This window comes from Citrobacter sp. Cpo103 (assembly GCF_030332605.1).
GTDB classification, from domain to species: Bacteria; Pseudomonadota; Gammaproteobacteria; order Enterobacterales; family Enterobacteriaceae; genus Citrobacter; species Citrobacter portucalensis.
In genome coordinates this window covers 228,558-253,660 of sequence record NZ_JAOWHO010000035.1, presented here as the reverse complement: position 1 = coordinate 253,660, position 25,103 = coordinate 228,558, and the positions used below count along the sequence as shown (strand labels likewise).

Sequence of the window (25,103 nt, the reverse complement as noted above, 5' to 3'; positions counted from 1 at the left end):
GGGCCATGTTAATAGCCCCGTGGTTAAAACTTATTGTCAGTGATATTAGTGTGCGCTGGAGGTCACTTGTCGACCCGCGGCGCGATCCCAGATAACTGCCAGGACCACCATCACGACTGTTGGCATCAACCACGCCAGCCCCTGCTCCGCCAGCGGTAAACGCTGGGTCCAGGCCGGTAACACGTCGCCAATTGCAGAAGCTTTAATGCCATCAAGGATACCAAAAATCAGGCTGATAAACATCGCAGGTGCAATGACGCGGGAAGAATTATGCCACCATGAGCGGGTAAAGCTTAATACAACCAGTGCGATACATGGCGGATAGATAGCCGTCAGCACCGGAATAGAGATCTGAATCAGATGGCTCAGACCCAGGTTAGAAACCACCATCGAGAAGCCGCCGAGGATAAATACCAGCGTACGATAAGACAGTGGAACGTACTGGGCAAAGAACTCTGCGCAGGCGCAGGTCAGGCCAACCGCGGTGACCAGACAAGCGATGAAAATCAGCGCCGCCAGCAGGAAGCTTCCTGCACCGCCAAAGGTGTGCTGAACATACGCATGCAGAATCGCCGCGCCGTTAGCAGACTGATCGACCAGAATCGCGCTATCTGAACCCAGACGGAACAGCGCGAGATACAGCAGCGTTAAGCCCACACCCGCCATTAAACCCGCCCAAACGGTGTAACGGGTCAGCAGACGCGCTTCAGTAACACCACGCGAGCGAGCGGCGTTAACGATAACAATACCAAACACCATCGCGCCCAGCGTATCCATGGTCAGATACCCGTTCACGAAGCCATTAGAAAACGCCGCAGTTTGATAGGCTTCCATCGCATTACTGATCGGGCCTGCAGGCCAGACGATTGCAGCGACAGACAGGACCACCAGCGCCAGGATTTTCAGCGGTGCCAGGAAATTACCCACCGTATCCAGCAGTTTGCCTGGATAAAGCGAAACCAGAATGACAATCGCGAAATAGATAACACTATAGATAAACAGCGGCAGCGCAGAGTCACCAGTCAGCGGTGCAATCCCGACTTCGAAAGAGACCGTCGCGGTACGCGGGGTAGCAAATAACGGCCCAACGGCCAGATAGCAAACGGTCGCCAGCAGCAGACCGGCAACTTTACCGATAGGCGTGCTCAGTCGGTCCACACCACCGCCGACTTTCGCCAGCGCGACAACGGTAAGTACCGGCAGGCCAACGGCGGTAATCAAAAAGCCAAAAGCCGCAGTCCAGACGTGTTCACCTGCCTGCAAACCAACCATTGGGGGGAAGATGATGTTACCTGCACCAACGAACAGTGCAAATGTCATAAATCCCAAAGCGATAATATCGCGCGATTTTAACTGATGGGTCATAAAGTCTTACTGCCTGTGGATGTGGTGTTGAAAATAGTAAATTTTTGCCTTTCCCTGGGGGACAATACAGCGGCATTTTTGCTCAATTCCAGCGGGAAACACTCCCGACCTGGCGCGGCGAAGAATAGTTTTTCGATTTACCGCGTAAATGCAGTCGGTATGACAGCACCTGGAGCGCAATTTAAACGCTTATAACGTTTTAAAGCAAGGTGGGATCCAAAAACCAGAACAATATAGCGATATGAAAAATAGGGTTAGCACAAAAAACCATTTCATGGAAAAAGGTATGGGTAATAATTCGAACAAAAAACAATCAAACGTCGTAAAATTCAGGAGGCATCTATTGACCACATAAAAAAAACCAGCTTGCGCTGGCTTTTGGAAAGATTATCTTACGAATACGTCTTAGCCGTTACTTTTGGCAATGAAACGTTCCGGGATCATGAAACTAAATCGCGTCCCTTTGCCTGGTTCGCTTTCGATGTTCAAACGGCTGTCGTGATGATGCAGCGCATGTTTCACGATAGCCAGACCCAGCCCGCTACCGCCCGTTTGTCGCGATCTCGCCTTATCCACACGATAAAAACGCTCGGTCAAACGTGGTATATGCTCGGGGGCAATGCCCGGACCGTTGTCTTCCACGCAAAACTCCGCCCCCGACGCCACATGCTGCCAGCGTACGGTAATGTGCGTTCCCGCTGGTGTGTGGTTAACCGCGTTGTACACGAGATTCGAGATAGCGCTACGCAACTGCTCCTCGTTGCCTCGCACGTTCAGGCTGTTATCGACATCAAAGGTAAACGTATGTTTATGCTGGCTCAGGGTTTGCGCTTCGTGCTCGATCACGCGCAGCATCATGGGCACATCGACTTTCTCATTCAGCTGCAACGTCGGCGCAGCTTCAATTTTTGACAGCGTCAGCAGCTGTTTCACCAGACCTTCCATACGGTACGTTTGTTCACGCATGGTATGCAGCGCTTTTTCGCGCGTTGTCCCTTCCAGCGGATGCTCCTGCATCATTTCCAGGTAGCCTTGCAGCACCGTCAGCGGTGTGCGCAGCTCATGGCTGGCGTTGGCGAAAAAGTTACGCCGTGAACCTTCCAGTTGGTGCATCTGGGTAACGTCGCGCGCCACCATCAACAATTGCTTATCGGTATAGGGCATCACGCGAATTTCCAGATGCCGTCCGGTATTGAGCACCAGATTGATTGGCCGGCTAAAATCGCGCGTTTTCAGATATTGTGTGAATTCCGGGTAGCGCAGCAGGTTAAGAATATTTTGCCCGCTATCGTCCGGCCAACGCAGTCCCAGAACCTGCTGAGCCAGTCCGTTACACCAGAAGATACCGCCTTCTTCGGTGGTCAACACCACCGCGTCGGGTAGGGATTCCGCCCCGCTGCGAAAACGTTTAATCAGGTTACCCAGTTCTCGACGGCGCTTTTTGTTGCGAAGCTGCATTTGATGCAGCCCATATAACAACGGCTCCCAACTGCCTCGCCCCGGTGGCGGCGTCATACTTCTGTCGACCCATAACCACCAGGATAAACGTAATAAATTCCAGAAATGCCAGATAAGCAGGCCCGTTACCGACGCCAGTAAAAACCAGGGCAGGTAACCGAAAAAAGCGCTAAGGATAAATGCCGGTATGCAGCACAGGATCAGCTCCAGTACCAACCTTTTCCATGACAATCGTTCTAGCAAACGTCTTACTCCATAAACGGCCTAATCCATCAGGCCCTGATTCTTGTCAGTCAAAAGCGGGTCGAAAAACGATATCCCGTCCCGCGAACTGTCTGCACCATACGATCGTGTCCGCTGTGCTCCAGCGCTTTACGTAATCGGCGGATATGCACATCAACTGTCCGGTCTTCCACGTAGACATTGGTTCCCCAGACATGATTGAGGAGTTGTTCACGACTGTATACGCGTTCGGGGTGAGTCATAAAGAAGTGCAACAGTTTGAATTCGGTCGGCCCCATATCCAGCGGTTCTTCGCCGGTCATCACGCGATGCGAAGTGGGATCAAGACTCAGCCCCTGCATCTCAATCACCTCTTCCACCGCCATGGGGGAAATTCGACGCAGCACAGCTTTAATACGCGCCACCAGCTCCTTGGGAGAAAACGGCTTGGTAATATAGTCATCCGCACCGGTTTCCAGACCCCGGACGCGATCTTCCTCTTCTCCCCTCGCCGTCAGCATCATCACGGGGATGTCCCGTGTCATGGCTTCGCGCTTGAGATGCTTAATAAACTGTAGACCCGAGCCGCCGGGAAGCATCCAGTCAAGCAGGACGAGATCCGGCCAGGGTTCATTGAGTTGGTTCACAGCACTGTCATAGTCTTCGGCTTCTACGGGTTGAAAACCGTTTTGCTCGAGCACGAAGCAGACCATTTCACGAATTGGAGCTTCATCTTCTACGACCAGAATACGTCTCGCCATGATTTGCCCTGTTTATAATTAAATCGTTTGCCATCAATACGGTGCCATTATGCGTCAGTTTTATGACAGATTTATGAAAAGATAGTCCAGGTTTAACGCAGCCAGACGAATTATGACAGCCCGGAGACAAGATATTACCGTCCCTGAAAGGTTATAATCCCCGCCACTGTTTTATCGTCATGGAACTCTTATGCGCATCCTTCACACGTCTGACTGGCATCTGGGCCAAAATTTCTACAGCAAGAGCCGCGCCGCTGAACATCAGGCCTTTCTCGACTGGCTGCTGGAGACGGCACAATCCCAGCAGGTGGATGCCATTATTGTGGCTGGCGATATTTTCGATACCGGCTCACCGCCAAGCTACGCCCGTGAGCTGTATAACCGTTTTGTCGTCAATCTGCAGCAAACTGGCTGTCATCTGGTGGTGCTGGCAGGCAACCACGATTCCGTCGCCACGCTCAATGAATCCCGCGATATTCTGGCGTTTCTCAACACCACGGTCGTTGCCAGCGCCGGCCATGCGCCGCAGGTACTGCCGCAACGTGATGGCACGCCGGGAGCGATCCTGTGTCCGGTTCCTTTCTTACGACCACGTGACATCATTACCAGCCAGGCCGGGCTAACCGGACAAGAAAAACAGCAGCATCTGCTGGGGGCGATCACCGACTATTACCAGCAGCAGTATCAGGACGCCTGCACGCTGCGTGGCGATCGAAACCTGCCCATCATTGCGACCGGGCATTTGACCACCGTTGGCGCCAGTAAAAGTGACGCCGTACGTGACATTTATATCGGTACGCTGGACGCCTTTCCGGCGCAAAACTTTCCACCCGCGGACTACATCGCACTGGGGCATATTCACCGGGCGCAGGTTATCGGCGGGACGGACCATATTCGCTACTGCGGTTCACCGATTGCCCTCAGTTTTGACGAGTGCGGCAAAAACAAATGTGTACATCTGGTGAGCTTTGAAGCGGGGAAACTCAGCGCCGTTGAAAATCTCACCGTACCGGTCACCCAGCCGCTTGCGGTACTGAAAGGCGATTTAGCTGCCATTACCACCCAGCTTGAACAGTGGCGTAACGTACCACAAGAGCCGCCGATATGGCTGGATATTGAAATCACCACCGACGACTATCTGCATGACATGCAACGTAAGATCCAGGCCTTAACCGAAGATTTACCGGTCGAGGTGTTATTGGTGCGCCGCAGTCGGGAACAACGTGAACGTATTATGGCCAGTGAACGACGCGAAACGTTAAGCGAGCTAAGCGTAACGGAAGTTTTTGACCGCCGCCTGGCGCTGGAAGAGCTCGAAGAGCCTCAGCGCGAGCGGTTGAATCAGCTGTTTAGCGCAACCTTACACACGCTTGCAGGGGAGAGTGAAGCATGAAAATTCTCAGCCTGCGCCTGAAGAACCTCAACTCCCTGAAGGGAGAATGGAAAGTCGATTTCACGGCAGAACCTTTTGCCAGCAACGGGTTGTTCGCCATCACCGGGCCAACGGGCGCGGGGAAAACTACCCTGCTGGACGCGATTTGCCTCGCCCTGTACCACGAAACGCCACGCCTGAATACCGTGTCACAGTCGCAAAATGACCTGATGACCCGCGACACCGCGGAGTGTCTGGCCGAGGTCGAGTTTGAGGTGCGCGGCGAAGCCTACCGCGCATTCTGGAGTCAGAACCGGGCACGCAACCAGCCTGAGGGCAACCTGCAGGTCCCGCGCGTAGAGCTGGCCCGCTGCGCCGACGGTAAAATCCTCGCCGATAAAGTCAAAGACAAGCTGGAGATGACAGCCGAGCTTACCGGGCTGGATTACGGGCGTTTTACCCGTTCGATGCTGCTGTCTCAGGGGCAGTTTGCCGCCTTTCTTAATGCCAAACCGAAAGAGCGCGCCGAGCTGCTGGAAGAGTTAACCGGTACTGAGATCTACGGCCAAATCTCCGCCATGGTGTTTGAAAAGCACAAGTCAGCGCGTACAGAACTGGAAAAACTGCAGGCCCAGGCCAGCGGCGTTGCGCTGTTAGCACCAGAGCAGGTGCAGTCCCTGACAGAAAGTTTGCAGGTACTTACTGACGAAGAAAAACAATACCTTACCAGCCAACAAATCCAGCAACAGCACCTCAACTGGCTTATTCGGCAAAATGAACTTCAAACGGACATAAACCGCCACCAGCAGGCATTACAGGCAGCACTTCAGGTGCAAGAAGACGCGCAGCCGCAGCTGGCAGCGCTGAGCCTGGCGCAGCCAGCCAGAGCATTACGCCCACACTGGGAGCGAATCCAGGAACAAACGGCTACTATCGAGCGCACGCGCCAGAAGATTCAGGAAGTGAATACTCGCTTACAAAGCAGCTTAGCGCTGCGCGGGCGCATCCGTCAGCAGGCGCACACGCAATCGACCGCGATACTCGCCGAACAACAGACGTTAACCGACTGGCTGAACGAACATGACCGCTTCCGCTTATGGAGTAGCGAACTGGCAGGATGGAAAGCGCTTCTGGCGCAACAGTCCGACGCCAGCGCCCAGCTACGCCAGTGGCAGCAGTTGCGGGAGAACGACACCCGTAAGCTCAATGCACTAACGCTTCCCGCGCTGACCCTTTCGCCGCAGGAGGTAACGGATGCGTTGGCACAACATGTGCAGCTTCGTCCGCTACGCCAGCGGCTGAGCAATCTGCACGGGCAAATCGCCCCGAAGCAAAAGCAACTGGCACAGTTACGCGCCACGCTTGTACAGCGTCAGCAAGAGCTAACTCAGCGCAACGCGGTGCTTGCCGAAAAACGTCAGCGCTATAAAGATAAAAATCAGCAACTTACCGATGTAAAAGTCATTTGCGAACAGGAAGCCCGCATCAAAGATCTGGAAAGCCAACGGGCATTATTGCAATCCGGCATGCCTTGCCCGCTATGCGGCTCCACCGCACATCCGGCGATTGAACGCTATCAAACGCTCGAACTGAGCGTGAATCAGACGCGGCGTGAAGCGCTGGAAAAAGAGGTCAAAACACTGGCCGATGAAGGTTCCACGTTACGCGGCCAGCTTGAGGCGATCACGCAGCAACTTCAGCGGGATGAACGCGAAGCACAGACGCTTTCTCAGGAGGAGCAAGCACTTACTCAAGAGTGGCTGACCGTCACCGCCAGCCTCAACGTCACGCTACAACCGCAGGATGACATTGCCCCGTGGCTGGCCGCTCAGGAAGAGCACGAACAACAGCTTCACCAGTTGAGCCTGCGTCATACCCTGCAGGCGCAAATCGCAGCCCATACCGAGCAGATTACCCAGCTCCAGCAGCATATTGACCAGCGCCAGGCGATGCTAACCGTCGAGCTGGCCCGTCATGGTCTGGCCCTTCCGCCAGAGGATAACGTTGCCTCATGGCTAAGCGAACGGGCGAACGAAGCGCAAATGTGGCAACAGCGCCAGAATGAACTGACCGAGTTACAGGCCCGGATTGCCCAGCTTGCGCCGCTGCTGGAAACGCTGCCAGAAACCGAGGCGCTTTCTGAAGACATTGAGGATTTGTCGCTGGAAAACTGGCGGCAGGTGCACGACGATTGCCTCTCTTTACAGGGACAGTGGCAAACCTTGCAACAGCAGGAGGCGCAGGACGTTCAGCGCGCCGCAGACATTCAGGCACAATTTAATGCCGCATTGCAGGCCAGTATCTTTGACAATCGTGACGCCTTTATTGCCGCCCTGCTGGATGAAGAGACTTTCAACCGTCTTGAGCAGTTGAAGCAATCGCTGGAAAGCCAGCAACAACAGGCACAAACGCTGCTTAATCAGGCCCAGCAGGCGCTGGCGACTCATCAACAGCAGCAACCAACCGGGGTAGATCTCTCGCTTACCGCACAACATCTACACGACGCGCTGGCGCAGCTCACCCAGCTGCTACGCGATAACACGACTCGTCAGGGCGAAATTCGCCAGCAGCTTAAGCAAGATGCTGAAAACCGCCAGCAGCAGCAGGCGCTGATGCAGGAGATTGAAAAAGTCGCACAGCAGGTCGAAGACTGGGGGTATTTGAATGCGCTGATCGGCTCGAAAGAGGGAGATAAGTTCCGCAAATTTGCCCAGGGGCTGACGCTGGATAACCTCGTCTGGCTTGCCAACAACCAGTTAACCCGTCTGCACGGTCGCTATTTGTTGCAGCGCAAGGCCAGCGAAGCGTTAGAGCTGGAAGTGGTTGATACCTGGCAGGCCGATGCGGTGCGTGACACGCGTACGCTTTCCGGCGGCGAGAGCTTCCTGGTGAGTCTGGCGCTGGCGCTGGCATTATCCGATCTGGTCAGCCACAAAACACGAATTGACTCCCTGTTCCTCGACGAAGGCTTCGGCACGCTGGACAGTGAAACGCTGGATACCGCTCTGGACGCGCTGGATGCGCTCAACGCTACCGGTAAAACCATTGGCGTCATCAGCCACGTCGAAGCAATGAAAGAACGCATTCCGGTGCAGATCAAGGTGAAAAAAATCAACGGTCTGGGCTACAGCAAACTCGACAAGATGTTTGCGGTGGAGTAATCGACCAGCGGATGTGGTGTCACAGGCCGGATACGCGCTAGCGCCATCCGGCACTCTATGTAGCACAATATTGCATACTCAGGGACGGATATGAAATGGCATTCCACTTCGCTTATCCGCAAGCTATCGCTATTGGCGGCGAACGTTCGCCGCTATGACGCACATCCTGCGTCTTTCTTGTTGGCAGGTGGTATGAAAAAAGTCATTTTCTCTTTAGCGCTGGGAACATTTGGGCTGGGCATGGCCGAGTTTGGCATTATGGGCGTTCTCACCGAGCTGGCGCAGGACGTGGGAATTTCTATTCCTGCCGCTGGCCATATGATCTCGTTTTACGCCTTTGGCGTGGTGCTGGGCGCCCCCATTATTGCGCTCTTTTCCAGCCGTTTTTCACTCAAGCATATTCTGCTGTTTCTGGTCACACTGTGTGTGATTGGCAACGCCATCTTCACCCTCTCCTCCTCCTATTTTATGCTGGCGGTAGGCAGGCTGGTCTCCGGCTTCCCGCATGGTGCGTTTTTTGGCGTTGGCGCAATAATCCTGTCGAAGCTCGCCCGTCCGGGAAAAGTCACCGCCGCCGTCGCGGGTATGATTTCGGGGATGACCGTAGCCAATCTGGTTGGCATTCCTTTCGGCACCTGGCTGAGTCAGGAATTTAGCTGGCGCTATACGTTCCTGCTGATTGCCGTCTTTAATATCGCCGTGATGGTCTCGGTCGCTTTTTGGGTACCCAACATCAGCGATGAAGCAAAAGGAAAACTGCGCGAACAATTTCACTTTTTGAAAAGCCCCGCCCCGTGGCTCATTTTCTCCGCCACCATGTTCGGTAACGCCGGGGTTTTCGCCTGGTTCAGCTACGTCAAACCGTACATGATGTATATCTCCGGCTTCTCCGAATCGCTGATGACCTTCATCATGATGCTGGTAGGATTAGGAATGGTGTTGGGAAATCTGCTGAGCGGTCGGCTGTCTGGTCGCTATACGCCGCTGCGCATTGCGGTGATAACCGACTTCGTGATTGTGCTGGCTCTGCTGTTGCTCTTTGCCTTTGGCGGGATCAAAGTCGCGTCGCTGACCTTCGCCTTTATTTGCTGCGCGGGCCTGTTTGCCCTGTCGGCGCCGCTGCAAATTTTACTGCTGCAAAATGCTAAAGGAGGGGAGCTGCTGGGTGCGGCTGGCGGGCAAATTGCCTTTAACCTCGGCAGCGCGATTGGCGCTTATTGCGGTGGCATGATGCTGACGCTGGGCTTTGCCTACAACTACGTGACACTGCCGGCGGCACTACTGTCGTTTTCTGCGATGTCGTCACTGTTGCTGTACGGTCGCCTGAAGCGCGCAGTCCCCCAGATGACACACGCTGCCGGATAGCATCTGCGCTACCCGGCTACGCGAACATTACTCCTGCGGCCACAGCCAGGCCGCACCGCGTACACCGCTGGAATCCCCGTGTAGCGCCTTGCGTAGAGGCGTTTCGCACTCGCCGCCAAAGACAAACTGCTTAATCAACGTCGGAACGTTTTGATACAGTCGGTCGACATTGCTCATTCCACCACCCAGCACAATGACGTCCGGATCGAGAATATTCACCACATGAGCCAGTGATTTCGCCAGACGAAGCTCATAGCGGCTCAACGCTTGCTCCGCAAGAGCATCCTGCGCATTAACAAGGCTGATAATTTCATTACCTTTGAGCTTCTTACCGCTCAGACGCTGGTAGTCGGTGGCAAAACCGGTCCCGGAAATGAAGGTTTCAATGCAGCCTTGCTTGCCACAATAACAGGAGACTTCCTGTCGAAAACGCAGCTCATCTTCGTCCATCCACGGCAGCGGATTATGCCCCCACTCCCCTGCGGTACCGTTGCCGCCGGTGTGCGCCCGACCATTCAGTGCCACGCCTGCGCCACATCCAGTGCCGATAATCACCGCAAACACGGTTTGCGCCCCCGCCGCCGCACCATCCACCGCTTCTGAAACCGCCAGACAGTTGGCATCATTTGCCAACCGCACTTCGCGATTCAGACGCGAACTCAGGTCTTTGTCAAAAGGTTGTCCGTTAAGCCAGGTCGAGTTGGCATTCTTTACCACCCCGGTGTAGGGCGAGATTGAACCTGGAATGCCCATTCCCACGGTTCCCGTCTGCCCGGTGGCGTTTTCCGCCATCTCCACCAGCGTGGCGATGGTTTCTATCGTTTGCCGATAATCATCACGCGGCGTGGGCAGGCGATGGCGAAAAAGCTGCTCGCCCGCATCGCCAAGCGCAATAACTTCCGTTTTCGTACCGCCCAAATCGATACCTATACGCACTGTTTGCTCCTCTTCCCGATTAACAATGCAAGCATAGCGACAATTCGCTATCATGCCCGCTGGATTTAACGACAAGGCCGTGGAAATTATCATGCTGTGGTTCAAAAATTTAATGGTTTACCGTCTTAGCCGCGATGTTTCTTTGCGAGCCGAAGAGATGGAAAAACAGCTGGCATCAATGACGTTCACCCCTTGCGGTAGCCAGGATATGGCAAAAATGGGCTGGGTTCCGCCGATGGGATCGCACAGCGATGCATTAACGCATACCGCCAATGGCCAAATTATTATCTGCGCCCGCAAAGAAGAAAAAATTCTGCCGTCGCCGGTTATCAAACAGGCGCTGGAAGCCAAAATATTCAAACTGGAAGCTGAGCAAGGTCGCAAACTTAAGAAGACCGAAAAAGACTCGCTGAAAGATGAAGTTCTGCACTCATTGCTGCCGCGCGCCTTTAGCCGCTTCAGCCAGACAATGATGTGGATCGATACCGTCAACGATCTGATCATGGTTGATTGTGCGAGCGCGAAAAAAGCCGAAGATACGCTGGCGCTGCTGCGTAAGAGTCTCGGTTCGCTGCCGGTCGTTCCGTTGACGATGGAAAACCCTATTGAGCTGACGCTGACCGAATGGGTTCGCTCCGGCACCACGGCGCAGGGCTTCCAACTGCTGGATGAAGCTGAACTGAAAGCGATCCTTGAAGACGGCGGTGTGATCCGCGCGAAAAAGCAGGATCTGGTCTGCGACGAAATCGCCGTGCATATCGAAGCGGGCAAACTGGTCACCAAGCTGGCCCTCGACTGGCAGCAGCGCATTCAGTTCGTTATGTGTGACGACGGCTCCATTAAGCGCCTGAAGTTCAGCGACGAGCTGCGCGATCAGAATGAAGATATCGACCGCGAAGATTATGCTCAGCGTTTTGATGCCGATTTCATCCTGATGACAGGTGAACTGGCGGCGCTGATTAAAAGTCTGGTGGAAGGATTAGGCGGCGAAGCGCAACGTTAAGCCGTGTTTAGCGAATGGCGACTCAATATCGCCATTCGTCATTTTTACGCTTACAGGTAACGGCAAAGATAGGATGTTGGCTCTGCTACCTGCAGATGAAACTCGCTGTTGCCCGGTACGTTAAACACGTCTCCTGCGGCATACACTTTCCACTCGGTTTCCCCTGGCAGCAGCACGTTCAGTGCGCCACTAACTACCGTCATCTCTTCAGGCGCCGCAGTACCAAAGGTATATTCACCTTCAGCCATCACACCTACACTGGCGCGGCCAGTACTGCTGCTGGTAAAACCGATCGATTTTACTTTGCCGGAAAAGTATTCATTACTTTGAAGCATACAACTGGCCCTATCTCGTGATTAAGTTAGGAACCAATATAGGGGGCTGACGTTCCACCTGTCACGCAAAATTACGCCAGCAATTCCGAAGCCAGTCGAGCAATCAACACATTGGACAACAGAACCGGGACATCCAGCGACTTTTGCAGTAAATCACGATGACGTTGATGAAACCCCAGGCAGTCCAGCATAAGAACATCAGCACCTTGCTCAAGGAGATATTTCCCGGCATCAATCAGCTGTTGTTCGGAACCTTCTACTGGATTCGCCACGGCGTACACTGGCGGAGTTTGTAACACCTGCCACTTTTGTGTCTGGGCTTTGAGCAATTCAGCAACAGGTACAATGACCCCAACCTGATGCCCTTCGACAATTGAAGCCACTAACGGGGGAATAATGCGTATGGGTTCCAACAAGATACTATTGCGGGCGGTCAGACGGGTGATTGAGGCGGTACTCATCAGCAGGATCACATCAAATCCCTGATTATCGAGAACCTCCACAATGCTTTGCAGCGAGCGTTCCACTTTCTGACGTGAGACATGAGCAAGTTGGTGGTCGCTAAGCAGTGTTAATAACAGCTCGTCACCGGGTGAAGCCCCGTACTCGGCCATCACATCTTCTCGCTGCATCTGCCCCAGCAGACTGTGGTGAGTAATGTGCTGTTCATCAATATATTCCGTCAGGAGCGGTAACATCTCACACATCGGCACAACGCCAATCGTGAGGATAGCCAACGACGTACTCATTTGTTGCTCCACCGTCTTCTTACTTTGCTGTGAAATCCCGGATAAGTGCCGGGCGCTGACCTGTGCTACGAATGCTCAAAAGCGTAGCAGTAGATCGGCGGTGTATTGTGTAAAGATTCCAGATCATTCCAGTACTGGATTGTTATTGTTTAATTTTCAATTTTTACTGTATACGGCGAAATTTAAAATAATGTGATGCACGCCCGGACTGGCACTTTTAAGAATCGTGCCAGAGCGGTCTTCATATCAGGTTTTATCGGGGTCTTCGTAGCGTTTTTTAGCATCCATCGCTTCCTGAGCTGAAGGATGCTCACTGATCAACGAATTCGGTTTAGGGTGATCGGCACGAAGTTGATACCAGGTTACCGTCTGGCCTGGCGCCCCTTTTTCAACCGTAACAATGGTCGCTTGACGTGGGTAAGGTGGTTGTGTCGGCATAGTTCTTCCTTTTAACTGGATGAACATTAAGTATAGACACCGCCCTGCAACCGTGGCGCTGCCTGCGCCAGTATTCCAAGAATGTCTTCCACTACCTGCGAAGGCGGATTGGTGGCATCAACGATATAGTGCGCAGCCTCGCGATACAAAACATCGCGCTGGGCGAGCACTTCCTGAACCTCTTCGGTCAACGGCTTGCCGGTTAGAGTCGGTCGTAATCCTTCTTCAGGCGTGGCCTCCAGACGATCAACCAGTACCGATACCGGTGCGCTTAGATAGATAACCACGCCGTGGCTGCGCATGTAGCGGCGATTAAATTCGGTAAGAATGATACCGCCGCCGGTCGCAACAACCGTGGCAGGAGCTGTGACAGCCTGCAGAGCGGTCGTTTCCTGGGCACGAAACCCTTCCCATCCTTCTCTTTCGACGATTTCCGCCACGGTCATTTGCACGTGCGATTGCAACCAGCGATCGGTATCAACGAACTGGAAATCAATAGCCTTTGCCAGCGCCATACCGGTTGTCGTCTTACCACACCCCCGGGGGCCAACAAGAAAAAGAGGTTGCGTCATCACAGAATTTCCCCAGAGAGCCGCCAACAAGCGGGATCTGATGCGGTTAAAAATATAATCATATCATCAAACTAGTACACCGCCAAAACTGTAAATAAAAAATTACAGAAGAAATGGCGAGGTGAGTTAACCCCTACTATAACAAGAATTCACAATGAATAAAGTGTAAATAATAAATTACACACTCTATTTTCTACGCTGAACTTCCAGCCACCACTTATCCAGTTCAGCCGCAAAATGCTGTCTGTCGCGGGGCGAAAGGCTATCCGGCCCCCCGGTCTGAATACCGCTGGCACGCAGTGTATCCATAAAATCACGCATCATCAGACGCTCACGGATCGTCGCGTCGGTATAACGTTCGCCACGCGGGTTAAGCGCCGCCGCACCTTTTTCAATCACTTCAGCCGCCAGCGGAATATCTGCCGTTATCACTAAATCACCGGCGCTGCACTGACGCACAATCTCGTTATCAGCCACGTCAAAGCCCGCAGGCACACGTAATGTGCTGATGAAACGCGAAGGCGGGACGCGCAGGCTTTGGTTGGCCACTAAAACAAGCGGCATTTGCATGCGCTCAGAGGCGCGGTACAAAATGTCTTTAATCACATTCGGACACGCATCGGCATCCACCCATATTGTCATAACTTCTCCCCACTGGTGTGCTGTCGCACATTGTCGCGTGCTTTTACTTTCAGGCAAAGTGCTGTTTCTCCTTCTGAACATATTCATTCCGCGCTAAGCTTACCTTTCCCAGATTTACCCTAAATACTTCAAGTAACTTGAAGTATTTAGGGTATAAAACAATGAATATCATCCATAGGGAGTGACAAGATGGACAAGAAAATTGGTTTTATCGGCTGCGGTAATATGGGCAAAGCCATTCTTGGCGGCATGATCGCCAGCGGTCAGGTTCTCCCCGGACAAATCTGGGTCTACACCCCTTCCTCCGATAAGGTCGCCGCACTACACGACCAGTACGGCATTAATGCGGCGCAGTCTGCACAAGAAGTCGCGCAGATCGCTGATATTGTTTTTGGGGCCGTAAAGCCAGGCATTATGATTAAGGTGCTGAGCGAAATTACCTCCAGCCTGAACAAAGACTCCCTTGTCGTTTCGATTGCCGCGGGCGTCACCCTCGATCAGCTCGCTCGCGCGCTGGGTCATGACCGTAAAATCATTCGCGCGATGCCAAACACGCCATCACTGGTGAACGCCGGAATGACCTCCGTCACGCCAAACGCCTTAGTCACGCCGGAAGATACGGCCGACGTGCTCAATATCTTCCGCTGCTTTGGCGAAGCTGAAGTCATTGCGGAGGCAATGATTCATCCGGTCGTTGGCGTCAGCGGTTCAGCACCGGCCTATGTATTTATGTTTATCGAAGCGATGGCAGATGCCGCCGTTCAGGGGGGGATGCCCCGCGCGCAGGCTTATAAATTTGCAGCACAAGCGGTAATGGGTTCGGCGAAGATGGTGCTGGAAACGGGTAAACATCCAGGCGAATTAAAGGATATGGTGTGCTCGCCGGGTGGAACCACCATTGAGGCGGTACGCGTCCTGGAAGAACGCGGTTTCCGTTCATCGGTGATTGAAGCGATGATTAAGTGCATGGAGCAGTCGGAAAAACTCAGCCGCTCCTGAGTTAACACCGCCGGACGTCAGGCCGCCGCTTCAGTGCGGTTACGTCCGGAATTCTTTGCTTTGTAGAGAGCCATATCTGCTGATTTTAACCATTCTCGATAGTGTTCAGTTTCAGATGTCAGCGGCGCAACGCCCACGCTAATGCGCAGGTCAACCTGCGGCGCGCAGGATAAACGCAGTTGGGTAAGCCGTTCGTGAACACGTGACATCGCTGCAATCGCGCTGCTCGCTGACGTGCCACACATGATTACCGCAAACTCGTCACCGCCAAAGCGACCAATCACATCGCTACCGCGTAAGGTCATCTGTAACTGGCGGGTCAGTGCAACAATGGCCTGATCCCCGACGTCATGGCCCCAGGTATCATTGATACTCTTAAAATGGTCGATATCGATGATAAGGAGCGTGGCATCACGCTGATGGCGGCGGCAATTATCAAATTCATTTCGCAGCAACAGTTCCCAATGGCGTCGGTTATACACCCCGGTCATCCCATCTCGCGTACTCATAACCTGTAAGCGGCGTTTATGTTCTGCCAGCCTGATGAGTGTCTGGTAACTCACCCAGGCAAACAGCAACGGGTAAACCACTAACACCGGCAGCGACAGCAGCACGCCCAGTTGCGTACTGCTAAAAGCCACGGGGATATCCGTTAACTGTAACGTCACCAGGCATGAAACCACCATCAACACGGCACCTGCGATGAAGACACGCATCCCCCCTGCGCCCATCAGGTTGATACAGATAATCATCAACAGCGCCGTGGATGGCAGCAAGTTTATCCCCATAATCCCCATCCACATCCCGGCGAGGATGGCATCGGCTTTTAAGTTGGTATATTCGCTATGCAGTGGATCGATAGCTTTACTTGCCAATTGCCATGCCAGATGCGGCCAGACAAACGCCCATCCCACCAGCAAAAGCCACCAGCCTCCGGTTATTGGCTGAGAAACTAATACCGACGCGATAGGGAAAAACATTCCCCCCAGTCCCACCGCTCGCGGCAGCCTGATTCGTCGGGCAAATCGCAGACCGGAACGTTGGTGGTCATTTTGATGAAGCAATATAAATGCTTCATTCGGGACGACCTTCTTTTGATAAAAGTTTTCATCATTCATCGTATTTGGGAATATTCTGAAACAAATTTCCCAAATTATAGGAAGGGGTCTGGTGGCGGAAGTATGATATTTCGGGTGAGCGATTTTACCTGCTCACCCGGAAGTGCTAAGCAGATTTTTTCAGGCAAGCGCTCATAAACTTATTACGATCATCGCCTTTCAGCGACTGTTCCGTCGCCTTGACGTTGCATTCACGCATTTTCTGCTGCTGCGGCGTCAGGCTCTTTTCCTCAGGCGCAGATTTACTGTTTTTCAGGCAATCACTCATGTAGGTCTTACGCGCATCCCCTTTTAAGGTCTGCGCCGTTGCCTGCTGATTGCAGGTGGTCATACGCTGTTGTTGCGGGGTTAACGTCTTCTCGGCAGCACCGACTGTAGTTAAAAAAATAAGGCCAAAGAGTAACGTCATTAATAATGTAATTTTCATAGCACCATCCTTTTCTGAACGACGACACACAGGTAAGTTTGGCTGCTAACGATAAAAATACCACCCAACGGCAAAAGTATTGCCGTCGGGTGTCAGCTTATTTCAGTCCTAACGCCGCTTTCATGGTGTAAAACAGATCGGTTTGATCGGTCAGGCCAACCACATTCGCCGCATGGGGGCCATAGGCTGCAATACGCAGTTGGCTGCCGGTGTGCTCCTGGGACTCTTCTTCAGAGTTGCCATAACTAATGACCATCACCGCGCCATCTTTGGTGTTCAGCGCTTGCGTTAAACCGGGTGCTTTGGTATCCGGTGCGACGATCTGGCTGGCATGTGCGTGGTCAGCGGTTACCACAACCAGGGTGTTGCCATCTTTCTTCGCAAAAGCAAGAGCACGCTGCACCGCTTCATCCAGATCGACCGTTTCACCAATTTGACCACACGGGTTAGCGGCATGATCTTGTTTGTCGATTGACGCGCCTTCTACTTGCAGGAAGAAACCTTTCTCATTCTTGCTTAACAGCTCAATCGCTTTATCCGTCATCTGCGCCAGCGTTGGCACGCTGTCGTTACGTTTTGGATTTGGCGTACAGGTTACTACCGGCTTATCCAGATTCCCGTGATAAGACGCTTTCGGCCCTTCCCAACGCACTGGCATATTACCGTCTGAGAACAGACCCAACAGCGGTTTATCCTGATTCGCTTCGGTAATCGCCGCCAACGTCGCGGCATCGCTCACCATTTGATAACCGCGAGCCTGTGCTTGCTCACGCAGCGTTTTACCCTGCCACTCACCTGCCGTAGCGGTTTCAGTAAATGTTTTTGCTCCGCCGCCTAACGTAACATCCGCACGGGCATTCAATAATTGTTCGGTAATCGACCCTTTACCGCCTTTTTCCAGCGCGTTCGTCGGGCATTTTTCAGCCGTCACGCTCGGGCCATAGCATTTACGCGAAGTGACATGGGCAACCAGTGCGGCCGGGGTGGCATCCTGCAATTCAGCCGTGGAAACGTTGCCTGTCGCCAGACCTGCCGCTTTGGCCATTTCCAGAATAGTGGCGTGATCTTTTTCACGAATATCAACGCCCAGAGCACCATTGTAAGTTTTAACGCCGGTCGTCCACGCCGTCGCGGATGCTGCTGAATCTGTCACATAATCAGGTTTCCCTGTTTTCTTATCCAACGCATAATGCGTGTATTGCCCGGTCAGCGGTAAAGCATCAATACCTTTAAAAAAGCCGCCCGCGCCTTCAGCATAATTTCGCGCTGCCGTTATTTCGGAATCGCCCATCCCATCGCCAATCAGCAAAATAATATTTTTGGCTGGTTTATCGTTCAGGGATTCGCGCAGAGCCGCCGTTTGATCGGCAGACAATCGGCGAGCGCCACCCGGCGTGGTGATATCACCTTGAGCGGCACGATTATCCATAACCGCTACAGTAGATGTTTCTGCATTAATAACCGGGGTAAACAGCAAAGGTAACAGGGCAATCGCGAGTGCGCTTTGTTTCACTTTATATTCTCCATGTATAAATACGGTAAAATTAAAACAAAGCGACTATAAGTATTTGATGTGACACTTTTATGATAATTTGTGGGTGTCCCGCCACAGAGGGTTCAAAACGCTTTTTGTACGCCCTCGCAAGCGCTATGTATGTTCGTCAGAAACGCGGGCATGTGGTTTACATCAGCCAGCGCCCCCTCAATTTGACGAATAAATATTTGCCGATCGTTCCACGCCATATTGCGCAGCATTTCGATGATTACCCGTTCCAACGTTTCGACCTGTGCCGCCAGATCTTGCGACTCTTCTTCTTTTTGCGCGAGCTTAAGTAACAACTCAGTGACGAGGTTTTTCATTTGCTTATTCCCTTAACAAAATATGGGCCACGTTATCATTAAGGCTCACAACTGCCTAGAGGATGAAAGTTGTATTTTTATAAGGAATAAAAAGATTTGCGAAAACAATCACAACACAAAATAAGGGTAAATGCGTCTGGATGCAGAATGATTCAATATAAAAAGGTAAGAAAATTAATAATCACACAAATATATAATACGCAATTATGGATTAACAACGCTGACAGGCAGCGTTGTTAATCAGGAACTCAACGAACCCCGCGCCGACGTCGTAACGCGATAGCCAGTTGCCAGATATTGATAAGCACAATGCTTGCTGTAGCAATGAACACCCAACGGAACCCCGCCATTGCCGAAACCGTCGCCCCCATTAATGGCCCGGCGACGTTGCCGAGATACATAAATGACTGGTTATAGCCAAAGATGCGCCCGGTTATCTGGTCGCTGGAGTATTTCACCAGCAGCGTCTGCACCGCCGGCAACATCGCGCCGTCGGCAAATCCAAGCAGAAAACGTAGTACTCCCAACTGCAACGGCGTGGTGACCCACGACATGGCGAAAAACAGCACCACCGCAAAGATTAACGTCGCCATTAAAATCCGCTCAGTACCAATACGGTCGCCTAATTTACCCAGTCGAGGCGCGGAAATCAGAGCAGAAATGCCCGGTACTGAGGCTATCAGCCCGCTGAGAAAGGCAATATTCGAACTATCTGGGACCATCGATTTGATAAACAGCGCCAGAATCGGCCCAATTGAACCGTTACACAGTTGAATCACCATGGTTGTAAAAAACAGGCTGATCACCAACGCCGGATGCGAAAGCGAGGCAAACACGGCCTTCCCACTCAGACGTTCACTTTTTTTAACCGTCGGGCGAACGCCCTCTTTGATCAAGAACAGTGTGACCAGAAAACTCACCACCAGCAAGGCGGCGGTAATACAGAATACCGCCCGTAAGCCAACATGATCGGCGATAAAGCCTCCCATCAGCGGTCCGCCAATGACGCCGCTAATTTGCGCCGTAGAGAGCGTACTCAGCGCCCAGCCGCTGCGCTCGCGTGGAACCTGTGACGCAACCAGCGCCATCGCATTAGGAATATAGCCGGAGGTTAACCCCATCACCCCGCGCAGCAGAAAAAGCTGCCAGACGTTAGTGGCAAATGCCTGGAGCAAAATCGCAATGGCCATCCCCAGTGAGGCCCGCAGCAGCATCAGCTTGCGTCCTTTGCGGTCGGCCAGACTGCCCCACATCGGAGAAACAATGGCTGAAATCAGGAAGGTGACGCTGAACGTTAATCCGGACCACATTGATAGCGCTTCATGCGAGGTCACGCCCAGTTGGGAGATATAGAGTGGTAAAAAAGGCAAGATTTGGCTAATCGCCAGTCCGGTAAAAAAGCACCCGAACCAAACGGAAATAAGGTTAACTCTCCAGGATTCCATAAGGACTCATAACGATAAGTAGCTGAAAACTGCGAGCAGCTTAACAAATTACTTAGCCGAATAAGGGTCTACAGGTGCGATAAATCACAGTTTAGGATTTTATCTTCCCGCTCATCATATTTGTGATATAGCTCACATCAAACCCATAATACAAACAGGGGATTGTGCTTCCCGCGCAATCTGCGTGTATGTCCCCTTCTAATCCCCTGTCATTCGCCAAAACAATCTGCCAGAAGCCGAGGAAACCTGCGTTTTGTCGTGGTAATGTATGTGCTTTGCATTCATGGAATGGGTTTTTAAGATGGCAAAGTTGCGGGTAGGAATCGTATTTGGTGGTAAATCAGCGGAACATGAAGTGTCATTGCAATCGGCAAAAAATATTGTCGATGCCATCGACAAGACTCGCTTTGACGTTGTGCTGTTAGGTATTGATAAACAAGGGCAATGGCACGTCAGCGATGCCAGTAGCTATCTGCTCAATTCAGACGATCCGGCGCATATTGCGCTGCGGCCTTCTGAAACCAGCCTGGCGCAGGTACCCGGTAAACAAGAGCACCAGTTGATCGATGCACAAAACGGTCAACCACTGCCGACGGTCGATGTTATTTTCCCAATCGTACACGGTACTTTGGGTGAAGATGGCTCTCTGCAGGGCATGCTGCGCGTGGCGAACCTGCCGTTTGTCGGTTCTGATGTGCTGGGTTCTGCTGCCTGTATGGATAAAGACGTGACCAAACGTCTGCTGCGTGATGCCGGGTTAAACATCGCGCCATTTATTACTCTCACTCGCGCGAATCGCAACAGCATCAGCTTTGCCGAAGTAGAATCCCGCCTGGGTCTGCCGCTGTTTGTAAAACCGGCCAACCAGGGATCGTCCGTTGGCGTCAGTAAAGTAACCAGCGAAGCCCAATACGATCAGGCCGTCGCGCTGGCATTTGAATTCGATCATAAAGTCGTTGTGGAGCAAGGGATCAAAGGCCGCGAGATCGAATGTGCGGTACTGGGCAACGATCATCCGCAGGCCAGTACCTGTGGTGAGATCGTGCTGAACAGCGATTTTTACGCTTACGACACTAAATACATTGACGATAACGGTGCCAAAGTTGTCGTTCCGGCAGCAATTGCGCCAGAGATTAACGATAAGATCCGCGAAATCGCCATTCAGGCATACCAGACTCTGGGCTGTGCCGGCATGGCGCGCGTGGACGTCTTCTTAACTGCTGAAAACGACGTTGTGATCAATGAGATCAACACGCTGCCTGGCTTTACCAACATCAGTATGTATCCGAAACTGTGGCAGGCGAGCGGTTTAGGCTATACCGATTTGATCACTCGCCTGATCGAACTGGCACTGGAACGCCATGCTGCAGATAGCGCGCTGAAAACCAGTATGTAAACCCGTCAGGATGCCTGATAGAGCTATTGGGCATCCTTTGCTTCATCATCTTCAACGCGGCGACGGATGATTAATCCGGCCAGCCAAAAGCTAATCACCCAGGTCACCAGCCCCACCGCATAGGTTTGCCATCCCTGCGCTTCAAAACCTAATAACCCCACCACGCCATTCAGAATAAAGATAAGCCCAATAGCGAAAGCATAGTAGTGCCAGTCTCGGCGGATTTTTACAGGCAGGTTCATAACAGCTCCGGTGAAAATACAACACAGGGAGGCATCCTCGCACATTTCCCCGAGGGCGTCTGTGGTCTGTGCGGAATTTCTTAAATGTAACTCAGTTTCACTTAAGGTTACATAATTGTGACCATCAACAAAAAACCGAAATCCAGGAATAATCTCTACCTGAAATTACCATCATTCTGATATTGACATTGCCGATCACCTGTCAGACTCACTCTCAGTTCCAGGCATTACGTCAAAAAAAGCAGGTTATTTCCGGAGGTCTTTATGGCTGATTTTACGCTCTCAAAATCCCTGTTTAAGGGCAAGCATCGGGATCCCTCCTCCCTGCCCGGCAACATTGCGTATGCCGTATTTGTGCTGTTTTGCTTCTGGGCGGGTGCACAGATTTTAAATCTGTTGGCCCACGCACCCGGCATCTATGAAGAACTGATGCAGCTGCAAATGCAAGAGACAGGACGCCCGCGGGTCGAAATCGGTTTAGGCGTCGGTACTCTCTTTGGACTGATCCCCTTCCTGGTAGGAAGCCTGATTCTTGGTGCCATCGCGGCGATCATGCGCTGGCGTCACCGTCATCATAAAGATGACTGATTCATACACTTCGCCCGACGATCGTCCACGCGTTTAGCAAACCATGCGGTAGTCAGATTACGCGTGATCTTCGGGCTTTCCAGTTGAATGCCCGGCAGCATTTCACGAGGAAGCGCTTTCCCGGTCTTCGCTTCCGCCAGCTTGTAGACCTTCTCGTACAGTGCGGTCTCTTCAAAGGCCTGGCTGTCACCTTTTTGCAGTTGACGGCGGATCTCACTCTCGCTCATCCCTAGCTTCCCGGCCAGTTTACGTACCGCCAGCTCCGTTTTGCCCGGCTCACTGCTGCCATAGAGAATCAGATCCCCATCCATCGCCAGCTTCACTCCGCTGGCTTTACTGACCGCATTCTGGAAAGCTGCATTGCGGCTCGCATACCATCCGGCATTAAAATCGGCGAAGCGGAAGATTGGCGCACTGTAATTCGCCGGGTAATTGAGCAGATGATATGTACCAAACCACAACCCACCACGGCGGCTAAACACTTCCTGACGTACCGTCCCCGCCATTTTCCACGGATACCCGCTGGTGTGCTGCTCAGCAAACGCGATACTGACCTGCATTGGACCACCGGTATGTACCGGATTAAGCGATCCGAACAATGTCTGCCCCATCGGCACCATGTTGATGAAATCATCAAAGATAGCGCTAAGCTGTTTTTCCGTCTTCACCGTATCCAGACGCTCGCTGTAGCTTTTCCCCGTTGGCGAGTTAATCTTTAGCGCGGTATGCACGACAAACAGCGGGATATGCATACGTTCTGCGCGACGATCAATCTCTTTCCAGGCTATTTTGCTTAAACCAGGAACAGCCGGATCGGCCTGGAAGTTTGACTCCTGCTGCGCTACCGCCAGCACCGAACAGATGTTTTCAACCGTCGGTGCCAGCTTCTGGCTTTCAAAGGTCTTTGCCAAATCCTGCGCCCACGCGTCCCGGTCTTTCACGCTGGCGGGCATTTTCTGGCGCACCACGCTCGCCACATCGACGGCTTTCTCCCCCTTTTTTAGCGGCTGCGCGGGTTGGCTACTACATCCCACCAGCACCAGTGCTGCCAGACCAGACAAGGGGTAAAGACGGGAAACCGTCGACATAGCATCTCCTTATTATTAACTCAGCGTATGGGTAACTTCCTGAATATCCTGACCATCAAGCTCTCGTTCAAAGCTGCGCAGACGCTTATAAATAGACATCAGTTCCACTAACGTTGTCCAGGAGTTAATCAGATACTGGAACGAGCCGCGCACCTGGCCAAACACGTTGGTGATTTGCGTCATCAAACCGAGCGTAATCGTACCGGCAACAATTGACGGAAACAGCAGGAACAAACCGAAAACGTTATCAACCTGCAGGTAAAGAATACGGGCGATATTGAAGTACATATAGTGAAAATAGAGGCGGAAGTAGTTTTGCCGTACCGCATGGAACAGTTCACGCACCGTCGGTGGCGTCGCACGGTTGCCATCATCTTCGCCATACACCAATTCTTTACGATAGGCCGCTTCCACGCGCTGGTTTTTAAACTCCAGCCCGGGAAGTTTTATCCCGACCACGGCCAGTAAGCCGGTTCCCATCAGCGACCAGACAATCGCGGCAATCACCAGGCCATAAGGCACATGTCCAACAATCGGCAGGTCGGGAACATGGGCAGAGAGCGTAACCAGTACAGGCAGGAAGGCAATCAGCGTCATAATCGCGTTGATAAAGCTGACGCCCATATCTTCCAGCGTAGAAGCAAAACGCATGGTGTCTTCCTGCACACGCTGCGCTGCGCCTTCGATGTGACGCAAATGCTGCCAGTGCGCCATATAGTGTTCGTTCATCGCGGTACGCCAGCGGAACACATAGTGGCTGACGAAGAAGTTGTTCATCACGCCAATGACTACGGCTATCAGCGCAATACCGAGAAAAATGCCCACTTCATGATAGAACTGCTCAATCTTCACCTTGTGTGGTGCGCTGAGCGCAGTTTGAATCAGGTCATAAAATGGCGCATACCAGGCGTTGACAGCGACACCGACTTCAACCAGAAACCAAGTCACAAAAATAATCAGCGATGTGCCAAGAATAGACCAGTACTGCCAGCGGTGTGGGCTGTAGAGAAACCAGAACAGCGCGAACACCCCGACACAAAGAATGTAGTACGCATAAAAAATCAGGTAATCCAACGACCAGAAACGCGCTGCGCTAATAGGTACGTCTCCCGACGCGCCGGTAATATGTGCAACCCAGGCTCCCCCACCTGCTTGCCAGAATACAACGGCGACGAGTGCCCAAATAAATGCCGAAATAAAGAACGGCCCCGGCTTTGGGAAAAAAGACTTAAACATAGTGCTCTCCTGCTAACTTCTTATCGTTATGACGACTGCTGTGCATTTGCCACCGTAGAGTGCGGAGGCCAGACGGCTTACGCCCAAAAACACAAGCTGAAACCGACAATTGTGACCAAAACCGAGGCACTTAGTTCGCACCTCGGTTATGAAGAATTGTTTCTGTGGTTTTCACACTCGACAACGTTCCAGTATGTGCAGATTATCACAGCGTGAGATCACAAAAGCGAACATCCGCAATCCAGGAAACTCCTGTGTTTACTCATCGTTACGTTTTTCCCACTATCATTGGTTGATAAGCGCTTTGCAATACGCCGATGAGTAG

The 25,103-nt window shown here is 52.4% G+C and carries 24 protein-coding genes; 7 read left to right on the top strand and 17 right to left on the bottom strand.

Going from position 1 to position 25,103, the window contains the following annotated elements; translation table 11 throughout:
- Positions 1–45: 45 nt before the first annotated feature.
- From brnQ to phoB, 3 genes are all read right to left on the bottom strand, one after another.
- Positions 46–1,365, bottom strand: a complete 1,320-nt coding sequence (brnQ, locus tag OGX89_RS17775) for a branched-chain amino acid transporter carrier protein BrnQ (protein ID WP_003021501.1) — start codon at positions 1,363–1,365, stop codon at positions 46–48.
- Between the two features lie 405 nt (positions 1,366–1,770).
- Positions 1,771–3,066 carry a phosphate regulon sensor histidine kinase PhoR gene (gene phoR, locus OGX89_RS17770; protein WP_003830971.1) on the bottom strand — a complete coding sequence of 432 codons (1,296 nt, stop codon included), beginning with the start codon at positions 3,064–3,066 and terminating at the stop codon, positions 1,771–1,773.
- 50 nt (positions 3,067–3,116) lie between these two features.
- The gene (gene phoB, locus OGX89_RS17765) at positions 3,117–3,806 is read right to left on the bottom strand and encodes a phosphate response regulator transcription factor PhoB (protein WP_003830970.1); all 690 of its coding nucleotides are present in this window, start codon (positions 3,804–3,806) and stop codon (positions 3,117–3,119) included.
- 190 nt (positions 3,807–3,996) lie between these two features.
- On the opposite strand from phoB, the gene sbcD reads away from it, so the two are divergent.
- The 3 genes from sbcD to araJ all read left to right on the top strand — a co-directional run bounded on the left by sbcD (position 3,997) and on the right by araJ (position 9,704).
- Positions 3,997–5,199 (top strand): exonuclease subunit SbcD, encoded by a 1,203-nt coding sequence (gene sbcD / locus OGX89_RS17760; protein WP_126955932.1) that lies wholly within the window; start codon positions 3,997–3,999, stop codon positions 5,197–5,199.
- Positions 5,196–8,339, top strand: coding sequence for an exonuclease subunit SbcC (gene sbcC, locus OGX89_RS17755; protein ID WP_126955933.1), 3,144 nt, complete (start codon positions 5,196–5,198; stop codon positions 8,337–8,339). The genes sbcD and sbcC overlap by 4 nt, the downstream gene beginning before the upstream one ends.
- A 192-nt stretch (positions 8,340–8,531) precedes the next feature.
- A complete protein-coding gene (gene araJ / locus OGX89_RS17750) occupies positions 8,532–9,704 on the top strand; it encodes an MFS transporter AraJ (RefSeq protein WP_063941368.1) in 1,173 nt (390 codons plus the stop codon).
- Between the two features lie 27 nt (positions 9,705–9,731).
- On the opposite strand, the gene mak is transcribed toward araJ, so the two are convergent.
- Positions 9,732–10,640: a fructokinase gene (gene mak / locus OGX89_RS17745; RefSeq protein WP_126955934.1), complete on the bottom strand. Its 909-nt coding sequence runs from the start codon at positions 10,638–10,640 to the stop codon at positions 9,732–9,734.
- Positions 10,641–10,731: 91 nt separating this feature from the next.
- Between mak and rdgC the strand changes: the two genes are divergently transcribed.
- Positions 10,732–11,643, top strand: a complete 912-nt coding sequence (rdgC, locus tag OGX89_RS17740; RefSeq protein WP_003021479.1) for a recombination-associated protein RdgC — start codon at positions 10,732–10,734, stop codon at positions 11,641–11,643.
- 50 nt (positions 11,644–11,693) lie between these two features.
- On the opposite strand, the gene ppnP is transcribed toward rdgC, so the two are convergent.
- The 5 genes from ppnP to OGX89_RS17715 form a co-directional block, all read right to left on the bottom strand.
- On the bottom strand, positions 11,694–11,978 hold the full coding sequence (gene ppnP, locus OGX89_RS17735) for a pyrimidine/purine nucleoside phosphorylase (RefSeq protein ID WP_003021477.1): 285 nt from the start codon (positions 11,976–11,978) through the stop codon (positions 11,694–11,696).
- A 71-nt stretch (positions 11,979–12,049) separates the two neighbouring features.
- Positions 12,050–12,727, bottom strand: a complete 678-nt coding sequence (locus tag OGX89_RS17730; protein WP_003830963.1) for an AroM family protein — start codon at positions 12,725–12,727, stop codon at positions 12,050–12,052.
- A 246-nt stretch (positions 12,728–12,973) separates the two neighbouring features.
- Positions 12,974–13,165, bottom strand: coding sequence for a protein YaiA (gene yaiA / locus OGX89_RS17725; protein ID WP_003830961.1), 192 nt, complete (start codon positions 13,163–13,165; stop codon positions 12,974–12,976).
- Between the two features lie 26 nt (positions 13,166–13,191).
- The gene (aroL, locus tag OGX89_RS17720; protein ID WP_003830960.1) at positions 13,192–13,737 is read right to left on the bottom strand and encodes a shikimate kinase AroL; all 546 of its coding nucleotides are present in this window, start codon (positions 13,735–13,737) and stop codon (positions 13,192–13,194) included.
- Positions 13,738–13,923: 186 nt separating this feature from the next.
- On the bottom strand, positions 13,924–14,379 hold the full coding sequence (locus OGX89_RS17715; protein ID WP_003830959.1) for a YaiI/YqxD family protein: 456 nt from the start codon (positions 14,377–14,379) through the stop codon (positions 13,924–13,926).
- Positions 14,380–14,568: 189 nt separating this feature from the next.
- Here OGX89_RS17715 and proC point away from each other — a divergent pair, with 189 nt between their 5' ends.
- Entirely contained in the window at positions 14,569–15,378 is an 810-nt protein-coding gene (gene proC, locus OGX89_RS17710) for a pyrroline-5-carboxylate reductase (RefSeq protein ID WP_003830958.1), read from the top strand.
- Between the two features lie 17 nt (positions 15,379–15,395).
- Here the strand turns inward: proC and adrA are convergent, their stop codons facing one another.
- The 5 genes from adrA to OGX89_RS17685 form a co-directional block, all read right to left on the bottom strand.
- The gene (adrA, locus tag OGX89_RS17705; RefSeq protein WP_122973925.1) at positions 15,396–16,511 is read right to left on the bottom strand and encodes a diguanylate cyclase AdrA; all 1,116 of its coding nucleotides are present in this window, start codon (positions 16,509–16,511) and stop codon (positions 15,396–15,398) included.
- 91 nt (positions 16,512–16,602) lie between these two features.
- Positions 16,603–16,923: a phosphate starvation-inducible protein PsiF gene (gene psiF, locus OGX89_RS17700; RefSeq protein ID WP_003830956.1), complete on the bottom strand. Its 321-nt coding sequence runs from the start codon at positions 16,921–16,923 to the stop codon at positions 16,603–16,605.
- Positions 16,924–17,020: 97 nt separating this feature from the next.
- The gene (gene phoA, locus OGX89_RS17695) at positions 17,021–18,436 is read right to left on the bottom strand and encodes an alkaline phosphatase (protein ID WP_003830955.1); all 1,416 of its coding nucleotides are present in this window, start codon (positions 18,434–18,436) and stop codon (positions 17,021–17,023) included.
- 104 nt (positions 18,437–18,540) lie between these two features.
- Entirely contained in the window at positions 18,541–18,783 is a 243-nt protein-coding gene (locus OGX89_RS17690) for a sigma-S stabilization anti-adapter protein IraP (protein WP_003830953.1), read from the bottom strand.
- A 248-nt stretch (positions 18,784–19,031) separates the two neighbouring features.
- A complete protein-coding gene (locus tag OGX89_RS17685; RefSeq protein ID WP_003830951.1) occupies positions 19,032–20,228 on the bottom strand; it encodes a multidrug efflux MFS transporter in 1,197 nt (398 codons plus the stop codon).
- Between the two features lie 301 nt (positions 20,229–20,529).
- Here OGX89_RS17685 and ddlA point away from each other — a divergent pair, with 301 nt between their 5' ends.
- Positions 20,530–21,624 (top strand): D-alanine--D-alanine ligase, encoded by a 1,095-nt coding sequence (ddlA, locus tag OGX89_RS17680; protein ID WP_032934537.1) that lies wholly within the window; start codon positions 20,530–20,532, stop codon positions 21,622–21,624.
- A 23-nt stretch (positions 21,625–21,647) separates the two neighbouring features.
- On the opposite strand, the gene OGX89_RS17675 is transcribed toward ddlA, so the two are convergent.
- On the bottom strand, positions 21,648–21,866 hold the full coding sequence (locus OGX89_RS17675; RefSeq protein WP_003830949.1) for a DUF2754 domain-containing protein: 219 nt from the start codon (positions 21,864–21,866) through the stop codon (positions 21,648–21,650).
- Between the two features lie 264 nt (positions 21,867–22,130).
- Here OGX89_RS17675 and OGX89_RS17670 point away from each other — a divergent pair, with 264 nt between their 5' ends.
- Positions 22,131–22,454, top strand: coding sequence for a DUF2755 family protein (locus OGX89_RS17670; protein WP_003830948.1), 324 nt, complete (start codon positions 22,131–22,133; stop codon positions 22,452–22,454).
- On the opposite strand, the gene OGX89_RS17665 is transcribed toward OGX89_RS17670, so the two are convergent.
- Positions 22,439–23,542 carry a DUF1615 domain-containing protein gene (locus tag OGX89_RS17665; RefSeq protein ID WP_126955935.1) on the bottom strand — a complete coding sequence of 368 codons (1,104 nt, stop codon included), beginning with the start codon at positions 23,540–23,542 and terminating at the stop codon, positions 22,439–22,441. The genes OGX89_RS17670 and OGX89_RS17665 overlap by 16 nt on opposite strands.
- A 15-nt stretch (positions 23,543–23,557) precedes the next feature.
- The gene (gene sbmA / locus OGX89_RS17660) at positions 23,558–24,778 is read right to left on the bottom strand and encodes a peptide antibiotic transporter SbmA (protein WP_003021430.1); all 1,221 of its coding nucleotides are present in this window, start codon (positions 24,776–24,778) and stop codon (positions 23,558–23,560) included.
- Positions 24,779–25,103 lie beyond the last annotated feature (325 nt).

Bases quoted from the DNA above. Each gene is read 5' to 3' on its own strand.
- OGX89_RS17690 (WP_003830953.1), bottom strand. From the start codon at position 18,783: ATGAAAAACCTCGTCACTGAGTTGTTACTTAAGCTCGCGCAAAAAGAA.
- sbmA (WP_003021430.1), bottom strand. From the start codon at position 24,778: ATGTTTAAGTCTTTTTTCCCAAAGCCGGGGCCGTTCTTTATTTCGGCA.
- OGX89_RS17670 (WP_003830948.1), top strand. From the start codon at position 22,131: ATGGCTGATTTTACGCTCTCAAAATCCCTGTTTAAGGGCAAGCATCGG.
- proC (WP_003830958.1), top strand. From the start codon at position 14,569: ATGGACAAGAAAATTGGTTTTATCGGCTGCGGTAATATGGGCAAAGCC.
- OGX89_RS17730 (WP_003830963.1), bottom strand. From the start codon at position 12,727: ATGAGTACGTCGTTGGCTATCCTCACGATTGGCGTTGTGCCGATGTGT.
- rdgC (WP_003021479.1), top strand. From the start codon at position 10,732: ATGCTGTGGTTCAAAAATTTAATGGTTTACCGTCTTAGCCGCGATGTT.
- phoB (WP_003830970.1), bottom strand. From the start codon at position 3,806: ATGGCGAGACGTATTCTGGTCGTAGAAGATGAAGCTCCAATTCGTGAA.
- OGX89_RS17675 (WP_003830949.1), bottom strand. From the start codon at position 21,866: ATGAACCTGCCTGTAAAAATCCGCCGAGACTGGCACTACTATGCTTTC.
- sbcD (WP_126955932.1), top strand. From the start codon at position 3,997: ATGCGCATCCTTCACACGTCTGACTGGCATCTGGGCCAAAATTTCTAC.
- brnQ (WP_003021501.1), bottom strand. From the start codon at position 1,365: ATGACCCATCAGTTAAAATCGCGCGATATTATCGCTTTGGGATTTATG.
- ddlA (WP_032934537.1), top strand. From the start codon at position 20,530: ATGGCAAAGTTGCGGGTAGGAATCGTATTTGGTGGTAAATCAGCGGAA.
- araJ (WP_063941368.1), top strand. From the start codon at position 8,532: ATGAAAAAAGTCATTTTCTCTTTAGCGCTGGGAACATTTGGGCTGGGC.
- ppnP (WP_003021477.1), bottom strand. From the start codon at position 11,978: ATGCTTCAAAGTAATGAATACTTTTCCGGCAAAGTAAAATCGATCGGT.
- yaiA (WP_003830961.1), bottom strand. From the start codon at position 13,165: ATGCCGACACAACCACCTTACCCACGTCAAGCGACCATTGTTACGGTT.
- psiF (WP_003830956.1), bottom strand. From the start codon at position 16,923: ATGAAAATTACATTATTAATGACGTTACTCTTTGGCCTTATTTTTTTA.
- OGX89_RS17715 (WP_003830959.1), bottom strand. From the start codon at position 14,379: ATGACAATATGGGTGGATGCCGATGCGTGTCCGAATGTGATTAAAGAC.
- OGX89_RS17665 (WP_126955935.1), bottom strand. From the start codon at position 23,542: ATGTCGACGGTTTCCCGTCTTTACCCCTTGTCTGGTCTGGCAGCACTG.
- sbcC (WP_126955933.1), top strand. From the start codon at position 5,196: ATGAAAATTCTCAGCCTGCGCCTGAAGAACCTCAACTCCCTGAAGGGA.
- OGX89_RS17685 (WP_003830951.1), bottom strand. From the start codon at position 20,228: ATGGAATCCTGGAGAGTTAACCTTATTTCCGTTTGGTTCGGGTGCTTT.
- aroL (WP_003830960.1), bottom strand. From the start codon at position 13,737: ATGACGCAACCTCTTTTTCTTGTTGGCCCCCGGGGGTGTGGTAAGACG.